The 16755-nt window shown below is 50.1% G+C and carries 20 protein-coding genes; 13 read left to right on the plus strand and 7 right to left on the minus strand.

Annotated features, from left to right (window positions below; all coding sequences use genetic code 11):
* Positions 1–33 precede the first annotated feature (33 nt).
* Positions 34–315, minus strand: a complete 282-nt coding sequence (locus tag MHH82_RS11915) for a GNAT family N-acetyltransferase (protein ID WP_015734613.1) — start codon at positions 313–315, stop codon at positions 34–36.
* A 132-nt stretch (positions 316–447) separates the two neighbouring features.
* Between MHH82_RS11915 and MHH82_RS11920 the strand changes: the two genes are divergently transcribed.
* From MHH82_RS11920 to MHH82_RS11935, 4 genes are all read left to right on the plus strand, one after another.
* Positions 448–768 carry a hypothetical protein gene (locus MHH82_RS11920; RefSeq protein ID WP_015734614.1) on the plus strand — a complete coding sequence of 107 codons (321 nt, stop codon included), beginning with the start codon at positions 448–450 and terminating at the stop codon, positions 766–768.
* Positions 769–892: 124 nt separating this feature from the next.
* Positions 893–1348 (plus strand): VOC family protein, encoded by a 456-nt coding sequence (locus MHH82_RS11925; protein ID WP_340965783.1) that lies wholly within the window; start codon positions 893–895, stop codon positions 1346–1348.
* 277 nt (positions 1349–1625) lie between these two features.
* Positions 1626–2210: a TetR/AcrR family transcriptional regulator gene (locus tag MHH82_RS11930; protein ID WP_036665559.1), complete on the plus strand. Its 585-nt coding sequence runs from the start codon at positions 1626–1628 to the stop codon at positions 2208–2210.
* A gap of 127 nt (positions 2211–2337) precedes the next feature.
* Complete coding sequence (locus MHH82_RS11935; RefSeq protein WP_036665689.1) at positions 2338–2880, plus strand: DUF6022 family protein; 543 nt, start codon at positions 2338–2340, stop codon at positions 2878–2880.
* Between the two features lie 138 nt (positions 2881–3018).
* Here the strand turns inward: MHH82_RS11935 and MHH82_RS11940 are convergent, their stop codons facing one another.
* Together MHH82_RS11940 and MHH82_RS11945 are read right to left on the minus strand one after the other, a co-directional pair.
* The gene (locus MHH82_RS11940; RefSeq protein WP_340965787.1) at positions 3019–3960 is read right to left on the minus strand and encodes an aldo/keto reductase; all 942 of its coding nucleotides are present in this window, start codon (positions 3958–3960) and stop codon (positions 3019–3021) included.
* Between the two features lie 22 nt (positions 3961–3982).
* Positions 3983–4978, minus strand: a complete 996-nt coding sequence (locus MHH82_RS11945) for a Gfo/Idh/MocA family protein (protein WP_036665556.1) — start codon at positions 4976–4978, stop codon at positions 3983–3985.
* Positions 4979–5100: 122 nt separating this feature from the next.
* Between MHH82_RS11945 and MHH82_RS11950 the strand changes: the two genes are divergently transcribed.
* Positions 5101–5937, plus strand: a complete 837-nt coding sequence (locus MHH82_RS11950) for a helix-turn-helix transcriptional regulator (protein WP_015734620.1) — start codon at positions 5101–5103, stop codon at positions 5935–5937.
* A gap of 172 nt (positions 5938–6109) precedes the next feature.
* Positions 6110–6700: a hypothetical protein gene (locus MHH82_RS11955; RefSeq protein WP_015734621.1), complete on the plus strand. Its 591-nt coding sequence runs from the start codon at positions 6110–6112 to the stop codon at positions 6698–6700.
* 119 nt (positions 6701–6819) lie between these two features.
* Here MHH82_RS11955 and MHH82_RS11960 read toward each other — a convergent pair whose 3' ends face one another.
* The 3 genes from MHH82_RS11960 to MHH82_RS11970 form a co-directional block, all read right to left on the minus strand.
* Positions 6820–7635: a hypothetical protein gene (locus tag MHH82_RS11960; RefSeq protein ID WP_340965790.1), complete on the minus strand. Its 816-nt coding sequence runs from the start codon at positions 7633–7635 to the stop codon at positions 6820–6822.
* 181 nt (positions 7636–7816) lie between these two features.
* Positions 7817–8437 (minus strand): DUF1796 family putative cysteine peptidase, encoded by a 621-nt coding sequence (locus tag MHH82_RS11965; RefSeq protein ID WP_251494009.1) that lies wholly within the window; start codon positions 8435–8437, stop codon positions 7817–7819.
* 223 nt (positions 8438–8660) lie between these two features.
* Positions 8661–9740 (minus strand): helix-turn-helix transcriptional regulator, encoded by a 1080-nt coding sequence (locus tag MHH82_RS11970; RefSeq protein WP_251494012.1) that lies wholly within the window; start codon positions 9738–9740, stop codon positions 8661–8663.
* A gap of 274 nt (positions 9741–10014) precedes the next feature.
* Between MHH82_RS11970 and MHH82_RS11975 the strand changes: the two genes are divergently transcribed.
* The 3 genes from MHH82_RS11975 to MHH82_RS11985 all read left to right on the plus strand — a co-directional run bounded on the left by MHH82_RS11975 (position 10015) and on the right by MHH82_RS11985 (position 13117).
* Complete coding sequence (locus MHH82_RS11975) at positions 10015–10179, plus strand: hypothetical protein (protein ID WP_251494016.1); 165 nt, start codon at positions 10015–10017, stop codon at positions 10177–10179.
* Between the two features lie 91 nt (positions 10180–10270).
* Positions 10271–11383, plus strand: a complete 1113-nt coding sequence (locus MHH82_RS11980) for a saccharopine dehydrogenase family protein (RefSeq protein ID WP_340965796.1) — start codon at positions 10271–10273, stop codon at positions 11381–11383.
* 348 nt (positions 11384–11731) lie between these two features.
* Positions 11732–13117 carry an MATE family efflux transporter gene (locus tag MHH82_RS11985; RefSeq protein WP_340965798.1) on the plus strand — a complete coding sequence of 462 codons (1386 nt, stop codon included), beginning with the start codon at positions 11732–11734 and terminating at the stop codon, positions 13115–13117.
* A 115-nt stretch (positions 13118–13232) separates the two neighbouring features.
* On the opposite strand, the gene MHH82_RS11990 is transcribed toward MHH82_RS11985, so the two are convergent.
* Complete coding sequence (locus tag MHH82_RS11990; protein ID WP_036665544.1) at positions 13233–14885, minus strand: FAD-dependent oxidoreductase; 1653 nt, start codon at positions 14883–14885, stop codon at positions 13233–13235.
* A gap of 258 nt (positions 14886–15143) precedes the next feature.
* Between MHH82_RS11990 and MHH82_RS11995 the strand changes: the two genes are divergently transcribed.
* From MHH82_RS11995 to MHH82_RS12010, 4 genes are all read left to right on the plus strand, one after another.
* Complete coding sequence (locus MHH82_RS11995) at positions 15144–15404, plus strand: metal-sensitive transcriptional regulator (protein WP_015734626.1); 261 nt, start codon at positions 15144–15146, stop codon at positions 15402–15404.
* Between the two features lie 128 nt (positions 15405–15532).
* Entirely contained in the window at positions 15533–15760 is a 228-nt protein-coding gene (locus MHH82_RS12000; RefSeq protein WP_251498702.1) for a sulfurtransferase TusA family protein, read from the plus strand.
* 88 nt (positions 15761–15848) lie between these two features.
* Positions 15849–16334, plus strand: coding sequence for a DsrE/DsrF/DrsH-like family protein (locus MHH82_RS12005; protein WP_015734628.1), 486 nt, complete (start codon positions 15849–15851; stop codon positions 16332–16334).
* 45 nt (positions 16335–16379) lie between these two features.
* The gene (locus MHH82_RS12010; protein ID WP_251494024.1) at positions 16380–16745 is read left to right on the plus strand and encodes a rhodanese-like domain-containing protein; all 366 of its coding nucleotides are present in this window, start codon (positions 16380–16382) and stop codon (positions 16743–16745) included.
* Positions 16746–16755 lie beyond the last annotated feature (10 nt).

The following is a 16755-nucleotide window of genomic DNA, read 5'->3' on the forward strand; positions in this document are numbered from 1 at the left end:
TTGCATGTTTGCCAAGGTTGTTTAACAGCATATTTACTTGTGCAGAAGTGCGCGATCGTCGAGGTTTTTATCAAAATAATGCCCGGCATAGGAGCAAGCGGGGATGATTTTCAAGTTTTCTTCCCTGGCGTATCCGATCACTTTTCGTACGAGCTCATCGGCAATGCCTTGACCCCGTAGCCCTGGAGAAATATAGGTATGATCGATGCTGATCACTCCGTTTCCTTGTGGGGAGTAGGAAATTTCGGCTACTTTTTTGCCGTTGTCCTCAATATAAAAGCTGCTTGGCCCCGTTTGTATATTTCGTTTGTCCATGATGTCTAACCTCCTTCATCTGGTTGTACTATACCCGTATCGGCGGTGCATTAAACGGATTGCGGATAGGCGAACACCCTTGAGAGGGCAATTGCATACAATGCGGGTAGAAGAGAGTGAAGGAGGAGCAACATGAACCAATATTCAACTCAACCGCAAATGCTGTTTCAATGCGATCACCAGTTGGTACATTCCATGAAGAAACATAGAGAAAGCGCCCATTCGGCCATGAAAAACGTGGTGAATCGCAAGGTAAGGGTGCATACGATGGATGATGAAGCCGTTGAAGGTATCGTCATAAATGTCGATGCAAAGAATGTGTACATTCTTGTAGAACAAGGCAACAGAGGTTTCTACCCGGGATACCCTCCATTTGTGCCATACGGCCCCAATCCTAATGTCGTATTGCCTTTAGCATTGTTCAATCTATTGGCAGTCAGCTTGTTGTGGTAGCCAACGAAGAACCTGCGGTCCGCAGGTTCTTTTTTTTATGAAAAATTTTAAAAAATAATATTTACATACATGCTGTATGTATGTTAAATTGGGATCATTCCATTTACAAGGAGATGTTTTCCATATGAAACTTCAAGGATTTTATCCCGTCATCATGACAGAACAGATTGCCGAAAGCGCAGACTTTTACACACGGTTGTTTGGTTTTGAGGTTGTTTTTGAAGCGGATTGGTATGTAAGCTTGAAGAAGGGAATCGAGGGACCCATCGCTTACGAGCTGGCGATCCTGTCCAAAGATCACCCGACGGTTCCCTCTGCTTATCAGCAGCGTGTACAGGGGCTGATACTCAATTTTGAGGTGGAGGATGTGGATGCCGAGTACGAAAGGCTGGTCATCCATGAAAAGCTGCCGCTTCATCTGGACATTCGTGATGAGGAATTCGGCCAGCGGCATTTTATTATCAGTGACCCGAATGGGGTGCTGATCGATATGATTAAGATCATTCCACCTTCCCAAGCCTTTATGGAGCAGTATAATGAAGAGGTGTGGTCCACGAAGGATGACGGCACCGGCGAATGAGTACATCCTTTCGCGCAGAAGGATTACTTCGGTAAGAGAGCTTGCGGATTTTCTGTCAGATCGAGGTAAGCCGCATGTACCGGAGCTTCCTCGGGGGCATTTATTAAAAGCCGCAAGCCGCTGACTTTTACATCCGGAATCATCTGATTATACGGTCCATGGATCCGTCAGCATTCGCTAAGCTCCATGGCGAAGGGTGTAAGACCAGGAAGTGCTGGGGCTTCCGTCGTCCTTGAGAACAGCATCCGAATGATGCATAGGAGAGAATAACGCAATCATGAGAAGAACCAAAAGCGAAGCGAACGAAACCATACAGCTGCTGCTAAAGGTGGCCAGGGCACAATTTGCGGAAAAAGGCTATGCCCATGCGGCTTTAGAAGAAATTGCCGACGAAGCTCATGTTACCCGCGGCGCGCTGTATCATCATTTTAAGAATAAACAAGGGCTGTTTCTCGCCGTACTCGAATTAGTGCAGACGGAAATTGGGCAGCGCGTGGAGGCGGAAGCCGACCGTTACGTGGATCCTTGGGATCAGCTGCTGTTTGGATGTCGGGCCTTTATTGCGACCGTGGTCGAACCGCAGAATAAGCGCATTATGCTTGTTGACGGCCCGAGTGTCGCAGGCTGGGAGTCATGGCGCGAGATGGACGAGCAGAATTCGATGAGCCACCTGAGGGAACAGTTGGCCTTGATGCAGCATCAGGGAATGATGAAGGCCGCTCCGGTTGATGCCTTGACGCATGCCCTGTCCGGAGCCTTAAACGAATGCTCGTTGTTGGTGGCACAAATGCCGGAAACGGATAAGGGCATCGAGGAAACCATGCATGTGATTGCCGGCATGCTGCAGGGATTCAGGGTTTAAAGGGTTTAAAGCATATGATAAGGTTCACCCCTAATATGGGCCGGATATCCAGCAAATCTTACAATTTGCATGAATGTTGTAAGCTGGAGAGGTACATCCAAAATCCATGAAATGGAAAGGGGTTAATATGAATCCATTGAAATCGCTGCAAGCATTTTTGGAAGCACGGCAGGACAACCCGATCGAAGCCATCGGAAGCTATATTTCCGAACATATTGAACAGAACTGGGAAAAGGTGCTTACCGATAACCGGGAAAAACTGCGAAGGGCATACAACGAGGGTGGGGATATGGCGTACGGGACGTATTTAAACCTGTTATTCTTGCCGGTACACAGGCAGCTCAAGGAAATAGGAATACGTCCTGCACCGAAATTCCCGGGCGACTTCGACATTTCAAGGGAATGGGGAAGCGAGGAAGGAACCGACCAGCAGCGCTGGATGTGGAGCACCGTTTTGTCGCCGGAGGAAGAGCCGCTAGGTACCATCGTCACGATCGTATATCACGACCATACCCAGTTTCGGGTCCCAAGGCAGCCGCGTATTCTAGCCTTGCATGAGACAGGCAAGGAAGACGTCGTTGCGGTCCTTTCACTGAAGTCGGATGACTTTAGCGAGGCGCTCGAATTTACGGCAGAATATGAACAATATCTGCGGAGTTTGCAGGAGTAGGGGGGCCCGGGAACCACGGATTCATCTACCTGATTTCAGATTGGGCCTCCATGCCTGAGTTGATGACGTTAAATTGAAAATAAAACGCCTTGAGCCGGATGACGTTATCCTGGCTCAAGGCGTCTTTATTGTTAGGAATCAAGATCGTTGATCAATCGTCAGGTCTAACCAGTCTAATTCTTCCTTAGTCAGCCGGATGTTCGAACCCTCGTCGCAGGATTTCAATTCCTCGGCCGATTGCGCGCCGATCAGCGCGCAGGTAGGGAAGGGCTGGTTCAGTACGTAAGCGAGCGCGATCTGTATGGCTGTCACATTTTTCGAAGCGGCCAGCTGTTTGGCACGCTCTAACCGCTCCCAGTTCGCATCGCTGTAAAATACCCGCACAAGATCCGCGTTGTCCCGAATCTCCGGAGTGAATCGCCCGGTGAAGAATCCTCGCGCTTGGGAAGACCAGGAGAGCAGCGGAAACTGCTCAGCTTCATGCCAGGCCATCGTCTCCGCATCGGCTGAGACGCAGCCTTTCCAGAAGGGTTCGTTCGGCTTAGCCAGGCTGAGGTTCGGGCTGCTGAAGGAAAAGCCGACCAAGCCGTTTGTGTCGGCATAGGCATTGGCATCCCGAATGCGTTCCCAGGTCCAATTGGATACCCCGATGGCGCCTACACTGCCGTCAGCAATATATTCGTTCAGAGCCTCGATGACTTCCCCCGCCGGAACCTCAGGATCGTCACGGTGCAATGCGTACAGATCGATGAAATCCGTCTGGAGTCTTTCAAAGCTCGTCGTGATGTCGTTTTTGATGTCTTTTTTGCTGACGCGAGGGCCGTTTTGGTCATGATGGGCACCCTTTGTCAGAATGACGAGCTGATCCCGGTTCCCCCTTTCCTGCATGTATCTGCCGATGACTTCTTCGCTCTGACCGCCGCAGTATATATGTGCGGTATCAACGGAATTGCCGCCGATCGCAAGGTAAGCATCCATATTGGCGGCAGCTTTCTCGTACGAATCATGATAGAAATAGTCCGTTCCTTTCATGAGCGCAGAGACGGGTTTGTTTAATCCCTTGATTGATATATATTTCATGTTCATCTCCTCCTTGAGTGAATTACAGCACGATTCTCGTACGTTCGTGGGCAGATTGCAGGCAGGCATCGATGACTCTCATGTTGCGAACCGCATCCTCCGTCGAGTAGCGGAGAGGCTTGTCGTACAAAACGGCTTCCGCTATCCGGTCACCTTGTTCGCTGTATGCGTTTGCATGAGGAACCTCGATTTCTTTGCGTCCATCGCCGGTCGTTAAGAAGAAGTTTGCTCCGTTCTCAGGCAGGCTGTAGGCGTATGGGACTTCAATCAGGCCATCCGTGCCAACAATTTCAAGGGGATTCCGATAAGCCGCCCACATGCCGCAATCAAAGGTCAGGGCAACGTTGCCGTCAAATTCGATCAAGCCGGAGGCCATCATGTCGACATGATCATGCTCAGGCGAGAAGAAGGCTTGAACGGTAACCGCTTCCGGTTCTTTATCCAGCAGGATGCGCGCGGCATTGATCGGATAACAGCCGACATCATAAATCGAACCGCCGCCCCAATCTTTGCGAAACCGGACATTTCCATGATTGGCCGAGCTGTTAAAAGTAAACGCGCTGCGAATGCCCCGAATTTCCCCAATGGCACCGGAGTCGATCATTTCCTTCAGCAAGTCGTATCGCGGATGATAGCGGTACATAAAGGCTTCGGCGAGAATCACGCCCGCTGTCGCGGCCGCGTCAGCCATTTCGGCCGCCTCTGCTTCCGTCAGCGCCAGCGGTTTTTCGCACAGTATATGTTTGCCGGCTTCCGCTGCACGGATGCTCCATTCTTTATGTAGATGGTTAGGTAGCGGGATATAGACAGCATCTATGGAAGAATCCTCAAGCAAGGACTCATAACTGCCGTATGCAGTCGGAATCTTCAGTTCCTCGGCGGTTTGCTCTGCTTTTGCCTGGTCGCGGCTGGCAATGGCAACGACTTCATTGAGACGGGATTGCTGCAGACCGGGTATGACCGAACGTTTGGCAATGCTGGCGCATCCAAGTATCCCCCAACGAAGTTTTTGAGTCATGTTCATCAGCTCCTATACAACTTATTAAGATTATATTGCGATTATAAAAGACAAGAAATAAAATTGATATAATATTATTTTGTAGTGTAATAAAACAATATTGTCATTATAGGAGGATGGAGATGAAACGACAAAGCCATCTGCTGACCCTTCCGCAAATGCCGTTCTTCTGTCTGCCGGAATCGGTAGGGATCTACCGGGATGAGCCGGATCACACGGTGACACGGGCAGCCGGTTCTTTAAACAATTTCAATATTCACTATGTTGCTACCGGAAAAGGGCATGTTGAAATCGACAATGTCGTTCATACGCTCGGCCCAGGGGAAGCCGTGCTGTATTTTCCCATGCAAGCTCAGCATTATTACAGCAGCGAGGACGATCCTTGGGATGTCCGCTGGTTCCATTTTTATGGCAGCGGCCTGCAGAATTATTTCATCGAGCGCGGATTTCATAAAAGCCAGCTTTGGAGCATTCGGCAGCCGGCGGTCTTTGAAGAAGCGCATGAAGCGCTCTTGAATGAGGCGGAAACCCATCGCATGCTGAAGCCTGCGCAATTGTCCACCTTGACGTATTCCTTGTTAGCCGTATTCGTCGAACAGGCGTCCTCCTTATCGGATAATAAATCCAACAATTCGGCGAACCGAATTCACGAGCTGCTGCCCATCATGCAGCAGGAAGCTGCGCAGCCGTTTATTTTGGAAGAGTGGGCGGCTAGGTTAGGCGTATCCACGTACTATTTTTGTAAATTATTCCGCAACGTCATGGAGATGACGCCGATGGATTTTGTGACGCGCTGCCGTCTTCAGATGGCTAAGCAATGGCTGCTCGATCATAAAGATAAAACGATCGGACAAATTGCAGTGGAAGCGGGTTACCCGAGCGTCAGTTACTTTAACAAGCGATTTATGGAGCACGAAGGCATGACGCCGTCTTCCTATCGTCGCTTGTATGGGGTATAGTTATATGGATTACGTCGTCAGGTCAGGTAAGAACTCGACTTAGGTCCAGGTCCTAATCACACCTATAGTCGGTTATGGAAACGGCTTGCCTCAACTACAATGAAGTTAACGAAGGATTTGACGAAATCCGGATTCTATGAATAGTTCATCAATGTATGTGGGGGAAAGCCAAATGTCCGATAACAAAAATATATATGTTCTACTGACTGATACGGGAACGATGTTTACGAAATTGATCAAACGAATCACTGCTGCGCCTTATAATCATGCCTCGCTGGCGCTCGACGAGAACTTGAATGAAGTGTTCAGCTTCGGACGAAAGTGCGCCAACAATCCTTGGGTCGGAGGATTCGTGGAGGAGGATGTGTATGAAGGAACTTTTCGCCACTTCCCCGGAACGCGTTGCGCTCTGCTTCGTCTCGAAGTCACCCCTCAGCAATATGAGGCGGCAAGACGCGTGATCCGGCATTACCAGGATGAAGAGGAAGCCTATGGCTATAATCTCATCGGCATGTTCGGCGTGCTGATGAGACTCGATATTACGAGGGAACGATCCTATTTCTGTTCGCAATTCGTCGCCGAAGCGATGAAGCAAAGCAGAATCCATTTATGGGATCGGCCTTCCTCGGCAGTAACGCCGAATGATTTCTTTCAGCATCCGGCGTTCGAGGTTATCTATGAAGGGATGTTATATGATTATCCGCTGCTCGATCAATCCAGATTGGCCGGATGCCAATACCCTCTCCAAACGGTTGCTCGATGAGTTATAAAATGCGAATCATTATGTTAAACATCGCCCCCTTCTACCTATGGTGGAAGGGGGTTCTTATATCATCGCATTGCCGAAATGTCTCTATATGCTAGGATGGACTCGGTAAAACGTTACCTTAATTGTGCATTAGCGCGCGAGATGACGGACTCGATTTTTTGTTCGTAAGTATGGATGCTTTTCTTTTTGGCCAGGATCTGCCCTGAGAGCGTCAGCAGCCTGGACAGGGCATCGCTGGTTCTGGCGGATTCATTGGCCTTTACGGCGGCTTTGAAATTTTTCCACTCGGTTGTCATTAGTTTATTTGGCGTAGTCATAGCGCTTTTATCGCCTTTGATCTTGCTTTTGTACGGATCGATTTCGGACAGGATGGAACGGACTTTAGCCGCTTTGGAAGTTCTCTCTTTCTTGGCCGCCGTAAGCGCCGCCTGCTTGTTACGTATATCCTCACGTCCCAAGGCAACCAGGATCTTCATGCCGCCGGCCTGCGACTGCAACATTTTGGATAGCGATTTGTCCTTCAGTTTTTTGGCTGCGGCGATTTGTTTATTGAGCGCGGAATAGGTATCAAACAGCGGCTGGTATTTGGATTTAGCTGCTTGGAGCTGATCCTCCAGCCTGCGGATTTTGTCCTTGTCGATTTCGCTGATTCGTTTGCGAGTTTCCGAAGCTTTGGCTTCATTGGCATAACGAAGGGAAGAAATTCGATCGTCCCAATCCATGACCTGTTTCCGTTCCGATTTAAAATCATCGTACTGCTTCTTCAGTTTCGAACGAACGGTTCCGCCGGCCCGGTCTGCCGTGGCATTCAATTGAGCTTGAACCGAATCGGTGAACTCAATGGCTGCAGCATTCGCGAAAGGAATGGGGGTAAGGGTGAGCAGCAGTACCATCGCAAGGATAGAAAACCATAATCTTCTAAACATCATAATCGCTCCTTCTCTTATTATCATTCCAGCCCAGAAGATCAAGCTGGGGAACCTCCGCCAACGACAAAAAGCACCCGTTAGAAAGGCGTAATAAACGCCAGACTTACGGGTGCTTCCTTCGTAAGGGTTATTGATTGCTTTTTTTGTAAATATACGGGAAAATACTGGTTTTGTCAAACGTTTATTCCCCTGTAATGAGCGAAAACCCACCAAGAAGGGTCTTCCACGCATCCGAATTTCCCTCCCAGGTCGCCCCCTTCGGGATTTGCTTGATAAGCACCCGATCCGAGAACGAGGGAAGATTTACGACTTGTTCACGGTTGCCAAGCAGGACAAATAACAGGGTTACGTTCGGGTTGGCATATGTTTCGCAAATAACCCGGTCTATCGTTTCGGCATCCTTTATTTGCGGGATGATGCGCACGAGAAGCGTCTTCCGATCCGAATTCAAGCAGCGGTTAAAACGCTCGATTCTTCGATCCAGCCGTTCGCGGAAAGCAGGGTAGTCATATAGCGGCTGCTCTTTCGGGTCGTTCCGGAAGTCGTGGAAGGATAAACAAGAGGATTGTTTGTCCCGTACATAATAACAGTTGACGGATTTGCCGTAGATGTCCAGGTTTTCCCGGAGCATGAATTCGCTGAATCGATGATGGATGACTTTGCAAAATTCGCGGGTTGAAGCGAAGTTGAACCAGTCCCATGGACCTGCCGTGCGACGCAGGTTGTTTCTTCTAAGCTGAGCGGCAACCTGACAGTTGTGCCCCAGACTGAAAACGCAATCGAACTCCATTTGGGTTGTCATGCTACCAGACCTCCTCCAATCTATCATTTGATATCATATGCAGCTTGATAGAGTTGGTATGGAGTAGTGACCAAGGGAAGGCTTGGGGACCGCCAAATCAGCATTGATGTAAGCCGAGGAGCGGAACACCGCACCCAAAAAACGAAGCGAAAGATGGATGCGCCTCGTTTTTTTCATATATTCATATTTTCCGTTTGCATGAAAGAGTCCCCCGGTTTCAAACTCAAGAGTTCAAGCTGTATTTGGAATGCAGCTGCCAAATCAACTCCCTGCGGCTGTTGACGCCGGTTTTAAGAAAGATGGACTTCAGATGATCCTGTACCGTGTACGGGGATATAAACAGGGCCTGAGCCATCTCTTTGGTGGAAAAGCCTCGCAGAATTCCGCTGATGACTTCGTTCTCTCGCTCCGTCAAGCCCAGTGAATCCGAGATTAACGGCAGCATATCCATTGTATGGGCAGACTCAAAGGTTACGGCTAGCTTTGCAGCAGAATCTGGACCGTTCAGACGACATGCCCGAATGGTGGCAAAGGTGTCGTCTCGAAGCCGAACGTGAGTACATGCGGTCGAAGTCAAGCTCGCAGTTCCGCCGTCTTCAGCCAAAGCCCGGAAACAGACAGCGCGTAGAGGGCGGGGGAGCGATTCAGCCTCCAATCCCTCTGCGTCCTGCAGGGATGACAGCCAGTACTGAGCCGCATGGTTGTACGAAAGAATATCAAGCATTTCGGACAGCAGCAACAAACCGGTTTCAGTCCATGGACTCGTCCGATTTTCAGTCGATCGCGGAAAGCTTCGATCACGGAGCGCGGCAGCCATAAATGGGACGAGGGAGGAGAGGAGCTGCCGTTCCACTTCCTTAAAAAACGGTTGGTCACTCCGGCGGAACAGCGTCAGAAATCCCCAACACATACCGCCGGCCACCAGAGCGGCTCGCATCTCATCATGAAAACCTGCCGGCTGCAGCACGTTCAGATAACGGGGGCTTCTGCTCAGTTCCCCGTTCGCAGCTCCGCTTAATGTGGCTACCGTATCCCCGGATTTCGCCAATACATGATAGTGATTGTAGTCGATGTGCAAATATTCGTATTCGAAGAGGCGATCATGAATCGCCTCGATGTTATCATCCGTCACGGCGCCCGTCGAGAGCAAGGTGCGCGGATCTACCGTTGTAAAGCAAGCCGAGTCGAAGGGAATCCAGCCGCGCAGCTGTCGGATCAGTCCGGTTCGGAAGGCGCGCGAGGTGGATCTAGCTGCGCCAAGCGCCGTTATTTTATCGATTAAGCCGTTAAGCTTTGTGTCCATATGCAGTCACCCGTTTCATTCGTCTGGAAAACCCCACATTTCTGGGATAGGTTTATGGCTTCCCATCCTTATAATTGAGAATGATTCTTATTATGTCATGTTTGCGAAACGAATGAAAGAACGCGCAGATTTGCACCGTGAAGAAAAAGGGGGGGCCTGAGCATGGACGAAATGAAGACTGAGCTTATTCCGCTCGATTGGAAGCAAGCTCATGCCGGACGTTACCTGGAGACGATTGCCCGGAAATGCGGGGTAACGGCATCCCGGAGGAAGAATGGGAGCGTTTTTCGCAGTCAATGGGGGACGGCTCCCATCCCATCTCGAATACGTTTTGCGGGACCTGCTCCATGCAGCCGGTTTTCAGGAAGTTACCCGCTATTTCGGCGCTTTTCTGGTCGAGGGATGGTTTGCAATCAAGGCTTGGCTTAGCCTTCTATAATTGTCGCCGCCTTAAGATCCCAGAGACTTATCCAGTTCGAGCCGGCTCTACTATGTACATCGAATTTTATAAAGTTTGGAGATGAAGCATCATGAAGGAACGGATCGTGGTTGTAGGCGGATACGGACATGTCGGGAGTATGATATGCAGGGAGCTCGGAGAGAAATATCCAGGGTTTGTGTACGCTGCAGGCAGAAGTTTGGAAAGAGCGGAACGTTTCAGCCGTGAGACAGGCGGGAACGTGCTGCCGATGCGATTGGATTTGGATCAGCCGGTCATGGAGAGTGAATGGGAACGGATAAAACTTGTGGTTATGTGTCTTGATCAGACGGACGACGCTTGGGTAGCGGCTTGCCTCCGGAGCGGGACGCATTATGTGGATATATCGGCAAATGCAGAATTTCTGAGTCAAGTGGCGAAGTGGCGGGACGCAGCGGAGGAATACCGATCGACCGCGGTTCTGAGTGTTGGCCTGGCCCCTGGATTAACGAATCTCATGGTTAGCTTGGCGGGTCAAAGTTTGGATGTGACGGAGTCGGTTGATATTTCCATCATGCTTGGTTTAGGGGACCGGCACGGCAAGGCCGCCGTGGAGTGGACCGTGGACAATCTTCTGTCTACCTTTCAGGTGATGGAGAACCATCGCTTTCGGACGGTTGCGAGTTTCTCCGATGGAAGGTCGGTTCATTTTGGCAGCAAAATAGGACGTAAAAAGGTGTATCGATTTCCTTTTTCGGATCAATCCACACTGCCGCACACCATGGGTGTATCCGCCGTGTCCACACGGTTGGGCTTTGATTCTACCCTCCTAACTTCGATCTTGGCAGGATGCCGTGCTTCCGGACTGCATCGCCTGCTGAAAGTCAAATGGATACGGAATGCTGCGGTTCAGGCCATAATGAATTTAAAAATGGGATCGGATGCGGTCGCTCTGAGGGTTGATGCATATGGCCAGCTCCATGGCAAAGTCAGCAAGGTGGAATGCTTGCTGGTCGGGCGGGATCAGTCCCGGTTGACGGCCAAGGTGGCGATCACAGTTGCGGAGGCTGTGTATAACGGGGATCTGCCGTCCGGGGTATTCCATATTGAACAATTATATGAGTTAGCGGACATGAAGGAATGGATTGAAAAGGAGATTAGCGTGGAGGTAAGAAGGGATGGGGTGAGGGACGAGGATTCATTTGATGGACAAATTGAGTCATAAGAGGCTTCTTCGAAAGCACCGATGGAAAGGAAAACCTCTTCTCCCCTTACCGCTCCATCATTTAAAGGGTTATCACCTGCAGGCTCGCATGAAGCTCCGTTTATCAGCGGTTTACGGTCATTTCCTGTGCCTTGCATTCGTTGACAGAACCAGGGTCTGGTGATATCCTCCAATCAAAGACGGGGTTTATCCGGGATCAATGAATCCATCCGTATCGGTCCCCTGGGCGAGGGAGTGAGCTCTCCCAAGTGACGGTTACGGCAGCCATTTCTAAATACCGTAAGCCTGAAGCTCTTCGCATGAAGAGTTTTTTCTTTTTATATTACAACGAAAAGAATGTGATGACAGATGTTGGTTCGATTACGAACCCGAATGAACGGTTTGCTTCAACATCATTTATCCGGGGAGTCGATGGACTACCGGCAGATTTTTGCTTTATTTTTTCCGATATTGATCGACCAGGCATTCATCATCGGGTTGAACCTGGTCAACACGGCCATGATCAGCTCGTCGGGCGTATCGGCGGTCAGCGCCGTGAACATGGTGGACTCCCTGAACATCTTCTTGATTAATGTGTTTGTGGCAGTGGCAACCGGGGGCACCGTCGTTGTTGCGCAGTACAAGGGAAGCGGCAACGCGATGATGGTATCCCGGGCATCCGCCGCCACGGTAACTTCGGTAGCGATGATTGCTTTAGCGATCGCGCTGCTGATCATCGGGCTTCACCAGCCGGTGCTGAATCTGTTGTTCGGCTCAGCGTCGCCCGAAGTGCTGGAGAGTGCGCGGATTTATCTGATCGGAAGCAGCACTTCCTTTCTCGGGATTGCGATTGTGCAGGCGGTCTGCGGCGCGCTGAGGGGTATCGGCAAGACCCGAGCATCACTGGCGTTGTCGCTGATCATGAATCTGCTCTACGTTCTGCTGAACATCGTGTTCATCACGCTGCTGAATATGGGCGTTATGGGCATGACGCTGGCCATCAACATCGCCCGTTTTGCCGGGGCGGCCTGCGCGCTTTATTATCTGTTTAAAGTAGACGCAACGCTGCATATCCGCCTGCGGGACCTGTTTCATTTTCCGATATCGATGCTCCGCAAAATTATGTTTATCGGGCTTCCGTTCGCAGCCGAGCAGATGTTCTTTAACGGAGGAAAGCTGTTAACCCAAGTGTTTATCGTCAGCCTGGGCACGTACGCCATTGCAACAAACGCGATCGGGTCATCGCTTGCGGCAGTCTTCCAAATTCCAGCCAGCGCGTTGTCCTTAACGATTGTGACCGTCGTTGGTCAATGCATCGGCCGCGGTAATATAGCGGATGCCCGGAAGTTCATCAAATCTTTTTTGTGGCTTGGCGCTATCTCGCTGGCCTTGATGGGTTTGATTTTGATGCCGCTCTACCGCCCGCTGGTCGGGTTGTTCAACCCGCCTCCGGAAATCGTGAACGATCTGTTTGTGGTGCTGTTGATAAATACGCTTGTACAGGTTCCGCTATGGTCGATAAGCTTTATTCTGCCTTCGGCGCTGCGTGCGGCAGGCGACTCGCGTTTTACGTCGATCACTTCGATGCTGACCATGTGGCTATTCCGGGTGATTCTCGGTTATATTATGGGGATCGTTCTGGGCTGGAGCATTCTTGGCGTATGGCTGGCCATGAACTGCGAATGGGGCGTGCGGGGAGCGATCTTCCTATGGCGCTTCCGCGGCAAGAAATGGTATGCGCATAAACTGATTTAGCCATGATCTATTTCAAATAAAGAAAAAAAGCCCCGCATTGGCGGGGCTTTTTTTGTGTTGTTTTGAATGGCAATCGTTGTGTCCATCGATTCAAGGCATTTTCAGTTGGGACCGATTAGGACGGTTTATACGCGGACGAGTACGTTTTCCAGCCGCCGTCCAGATTCTTTACCCGGAAACCGTGCTCTGTCAAAATACGCGCCGCCAAGTATCCGCGCAGTCCAACCTGGCAAGTCACGTACAGCGTTTCATTCTCCGGCAGTTCCTTCAGTCGGCTGCGCAGATCGTTAAGCGGAATGTTGATGGAACCTTGGATATATCCTGTTAACCTCTCCTTAGGCTCGCGGACGTCGATCAGGGTTGCACCTTTTCCAACCAGATCGTCGATTTCATGCCATTGGACCGTTTCAACCAAGCCCTCCAAGATGTTGGCGGCAACATATCCGGCATAGTTAACCGGGTCTTTGGCGGAGGAATAAGGGGGCGCGTAGGAAAGCTCCAGCTCCGTCAAGTCCCATACATTGAGATTTCCCTTGATTGCTGTAGCAATGACATCGATTCGCTTGTCCACGCCATCTGCTCCAATCGCTTGCGCCCCATAGATTTGACCTGTTTCCGGATGGAATAACAGCTTCAAGGAAATGGGATACGCCCTGGGGTAGTACCCGGCATGCGACGAGGGGTGAATATGAATGGCGTGATAAGGTAGGTTCATCTGCTTCAGGCGCTTTTCGTTAACACCTGTCGCAGCAACCGTTAGATCAAAAACCTTGGCAATCGACGAACCGAGCGTGCCTTTGTAACGATTGTTTTTACCATAGATATGATCCGCAACCAAGCGTCCCTGCCGATTGGCAGGACCGGCGAGCGGGATAAAGGCCCGGGTCTGAAGGACATAATCCTTTACCTCAATCGCATCGCCGATGGCATAAATGCTCGGGTCGGCGGTCTGCATATATTCGTTAACTTGAATTCCGCCGCGATCATTGACGGGAAGGCCGGCAGCTGACGCCAGCATGCTCTCTGGCCGAACGCCTATCGAAAGCAAGGTCATCTCGGTTGATATCCGTTTGCCGCTGGAAAGCTCGATTTGTTGGCCGCCGTCATGAAACGCTTCTACGCCATCCTCTAGAATCAGACGAACTCCTTTTTCCTTAAGGTGCGACTGGACAATCGCGGCCATTTCGTAATCGAGCGGAGCCATCACCTGGTTGGCCATTTCGATGACGGTCACCTGAACGCCGCGATCCGCCAGATTCTCGGCCATTTCCAGCCCGATAAACCCGCCCCCGACAATAACGGCTTCTTTCGGCTGGGCTTCATCCACGTGCCGCTTGATCTTGTCCGTATCGGGAATGTTGCGCAACGTGAATACGTTACGAGCTTCGGACAAGCCGGGAATATCCGGCACCACGGGCTTCGCACCGGGTGACAGGATCAGATAATCATAGCTCTCGGTGTAGGTTTCGCCGGTAGCAAGATTTTTAATCGCAACCATTTTTTTATCACGCAGAATGGACGTAACTTCGCTAAGATTGCGAATATCCAGCTCGTAGCGGCGGCTAAGGCCGGGTACGGTCTGCACCATAAGCTTATTGCGGTCGGTTATAGTTTCTCCTATATAGTAGGGCAGACCGCAGTTGGCAAACGAAATATATTCCCCGCGTTCCACTAAAACAATGGCAGAGCTCTCATCCAATCTCCGCAATCTGGCTGCTGCCGAGGCGCCACCTGCTACACCGCCGACAATGACGATTTTTTTGCCCATCGAATATTCCTCCCTGATTTGGTGTAAATTACGAATGGATTATATATACCCTATGGGGTATAATAGCATAACACAGCACAAATAGGTGTGACAAATATCAGAAATGTCTGTTAAGCGGCAAGTTAGAGCTCATCTCAATGAAGCTGCGGCAGCCGAAATTTGACAAAATACCCACGGGGGTATATATTAAGGGCATGCAACCTATATACTTTAAATCATGCATCCTAATAAAAGTACACAGACAGGAGGGGGATCCAGATGGATTACAATGATCAGATGAAGAATCGGGTGAAACGCATTGAAGGTCAGCTGCGCGGCATCCTCAAAATGATGGATGAGAACCAGGATTGCAAGGAAGTGATCACCCAGCTGTCTGCGACACGGACGGCGATCGATCGGACGATCGGCGTTATCGTCAGCTCAAATCTTGTGGAATGCGTACAGCAGGCCGCAGAGACCGGGCAGGATACGGAGAAGCTTGTGGTTGAAGCGGTAAATCTGCTTGTTAAGAGCAGATAATGGGGAAGTGTCCTTCATTTCAATATCAGGATCCACCAAAATGATTGACAGGACCTTCGACATCGTTTAATATACCCCAAGGGGTATTATTTGTACCATATACTCATTCATTTTAAGGAGGAATCATGATGAACTCGGATAAACTATTGGACGTTAAAGGCTTGGCCTGTCCCATGCCGATCGTGAAAACAAAGAAACAGATGAAAGAAATGGAACAAGGTCAAGTGCTTGAGATTCATGCAACGGATCAAGGCGCGAAGAGCGATTTGACGGCTTGGGCCAAATCGACGGGCAACGAGATGCTGGAACATCAAGAGGATGGCGGCGTGCTGAAGTTTTGGATTAGGAAGGGATAATTTTTTTTGAGTGCTTTAATACCCGTAGGGGTATAGGAGCTTTGCTATTGGATCTATTCATAAACGCATTACAGGGGGAGATCATGACGTGACGGAAACAAAAAAGACAACGATCGTATTATTCAGCGGCGATTATGACAAAGCGATGGCAGCCTATATTATCGCCAACGGTGCGGCCGCATACGACCATGAGGTGACGATATTCCACACATTCTGGGGGCTTAACGCATTGCGGAAGGATGAGGATGTCCTGCTGCCCAAGAAAAAAAGCTTCATCGAGAAGATGTTCGGAAAAATGATGCCGCGCGGATCCAACCACATGGGACTTTCCAAAATGAATTTTGCCGGGATGGGTCCCAAAATGATCAAGGACGTAATCAAGAAACACAACGCCGTTCCGCTTCCGCAATTGATCGAGATGGCACAGGAGCAGGACGTGAAGCTGGTTGCATGCACGATGACGATGGATCTGCTTGGGCTGCAGCAAGAAGAACTGCTGGACGGCATCGAGTATGCGGGCGTTGCGGCATATTTGGGCGACGCTCAGGATGGCAACGTTAACTTGTTCATTTAAGGAAAACAGCGGCGAAGGTTGCTGTTATAAAGAGAGGGAATAATAATGGATATTCTCAATGTATTGTTCATTGCACTTATCATTCTGTTTGTCGTTTGGAGAATTCTCCCGGCCAAAGGAGTCAGGCAAATTACCGCGGCTCAGCTAAACCATGAGCTGAAGGATGCCAATACGAACAAGCAGTTCATCGATGTCCGGACGCCGGGAGAATTCAAGGGAAATCACATTCGGGGTTTCCGCAATATTCCGCTGGATCAGCTCTTGTTGAGCAGCGAGTCGCTCTCCAAAGAAAGGGAAGTGGTATTGATCTGCCAAAGCGGTATGCGAAGCAACAAAGCGAGCAAAACATTAAAGAAATCAGGCTTTGAGAAGGTAACGAATGTGAAAGGCGGCATGAATGCCTGGTCGTAAACTTAAAAGT

Source organism: Bacillus sp. FSL K6-6540 (assembly GCF_038007545.1).

Bases quoted from the DNA above. Each gene is read 5' to 3' on its own strand.
- MHH82_RS11960 (WP_340965790.1), bottom strand. From the start codon at position 7,635: ATGATGTTTAGAAGATTATGGTTTTCTATCCTTGCGATGGTACTGCTG.
- MHH82_RS12010 (WP_251494024.1), top strand. From the start codon at position 16,380: ATGGATATTCTCAATGTATTGTTCATTGCACTTATCATTCTGTTTGTC.
- MHH82_RS11945 (WP_036665556.1), bottom strand. From the start codon at position 4,978: ATGACTCAAAAACTTCGTTGGGGGATACTTGGATGCGCCAGCATTGCC.
- MHH82_RS11920 (WP_015734614.1), top strand. From the start codon at position 448: ATGAACCAATATTCAACTCAACCGCAAATGCTGTTTCAATGCGATCAC.
- MHH82_RS11930 (WP_036665559.1), top strand. From the start codon at position 1,626: ATGAGAAGAACCAAAAGCGAAGCGAACGAAACCATACAGCTGCTGCTA.
- MHH82_RS11975 (WP_251494016.1), top strand. From the start codon at position 10,015: ATGGGAGCGTTTTTCGCAGTCAATGGGGGACGGCTCCCATCCCATCTC.
- MHH82_RS11970 (WP_251494012.1), bottom strand. From the start codon at position 9,740: ATGGACACAAAGCTTAACGGCTTAATCGATAAAATAACGGCGCTTGGC.
- MHH82_RS11985 (WP_340965798.1), top strand. From the start codon at position 11,732: ATGTTGGTTCGATTACGAACCCGAATGAACGGTTTGCTTCAACATCAT.
- MHH82_RS11925 (WP_340965783.1), top strand. From the start codon at position 893: ATGAAACTTCAAGGATTTTATCCCGTCATCATGACAGAACAGATTGCC.
- MHH82_RS11990 (WP_036665544.1), bottom strand. From the start codon at position 14,885: ATGGGCAAAAAAATCGTCATTGTCGGCGGTGTAGCAGGTGGCGCCTCG.
- MHH82_RS11980 (WP_340965796.1), top strand. From the start codon at position 10,271: ATGAAGGAACGGATCGTGGTTGTAGGCGGATACGGACATGTCGGGAGT.
- MHH82_RS11940 (WP_340965787.1), bottom strand. From the start codon at position 3,960: ATGAAATATATATCAATCAAGGGATTAAACAAACCCGTCTCTGCGCTC.
- MHH82_RS11955 (WP_015734621.1), top strand. From the start codon at position 6,110: ATGTCCGATAACAAAAATATATATGTTCTACTGACTGATACGGGAACG.
- MHH82_RS11965 (WP_251494009.1), bottom strand. From the start codon at position 8,437: ATGACAACCCAAATGGAGTTCGATTGCGTTTTCAGTCTGGGGCACAAC.
- MHH82_RS11995 (WP_015734626.1), top strand. From the start codon at position 15,144: ATGGATTACAATGATCAGATGAAGAATCGGGTGAAACGCATTGAAGGT.
- MHH82_RS11915 (WP_015734613.1), bottom strand. From the start codon at position 315: ATGGACAAACGAAATATACAAACGGGGCCAAGCAGCTTTTATATTGAG.
- MHH82_RS11935 (WP_036665689.1), top strand. From the start codon at position 2,338: ATGAATCCATTGAAATCGCTGCAAGCATTTTTGGAAGCACGGCAGGAC.
- MHH82_RS11950 (WP_015734620.1), top strand. From the start codon at position 5,101: ATGAAACGACAAAGCCATCTGCTGACCCTTCCGCAAATGCCGTTCTTC.
- MHH82_RS12000 (WP_251498702.1), top strand. From the start codon at position 15,533: ATGAACTCGGATAAACTATTGGACGTTAAAGGCTTGGCCTGTCCCATG.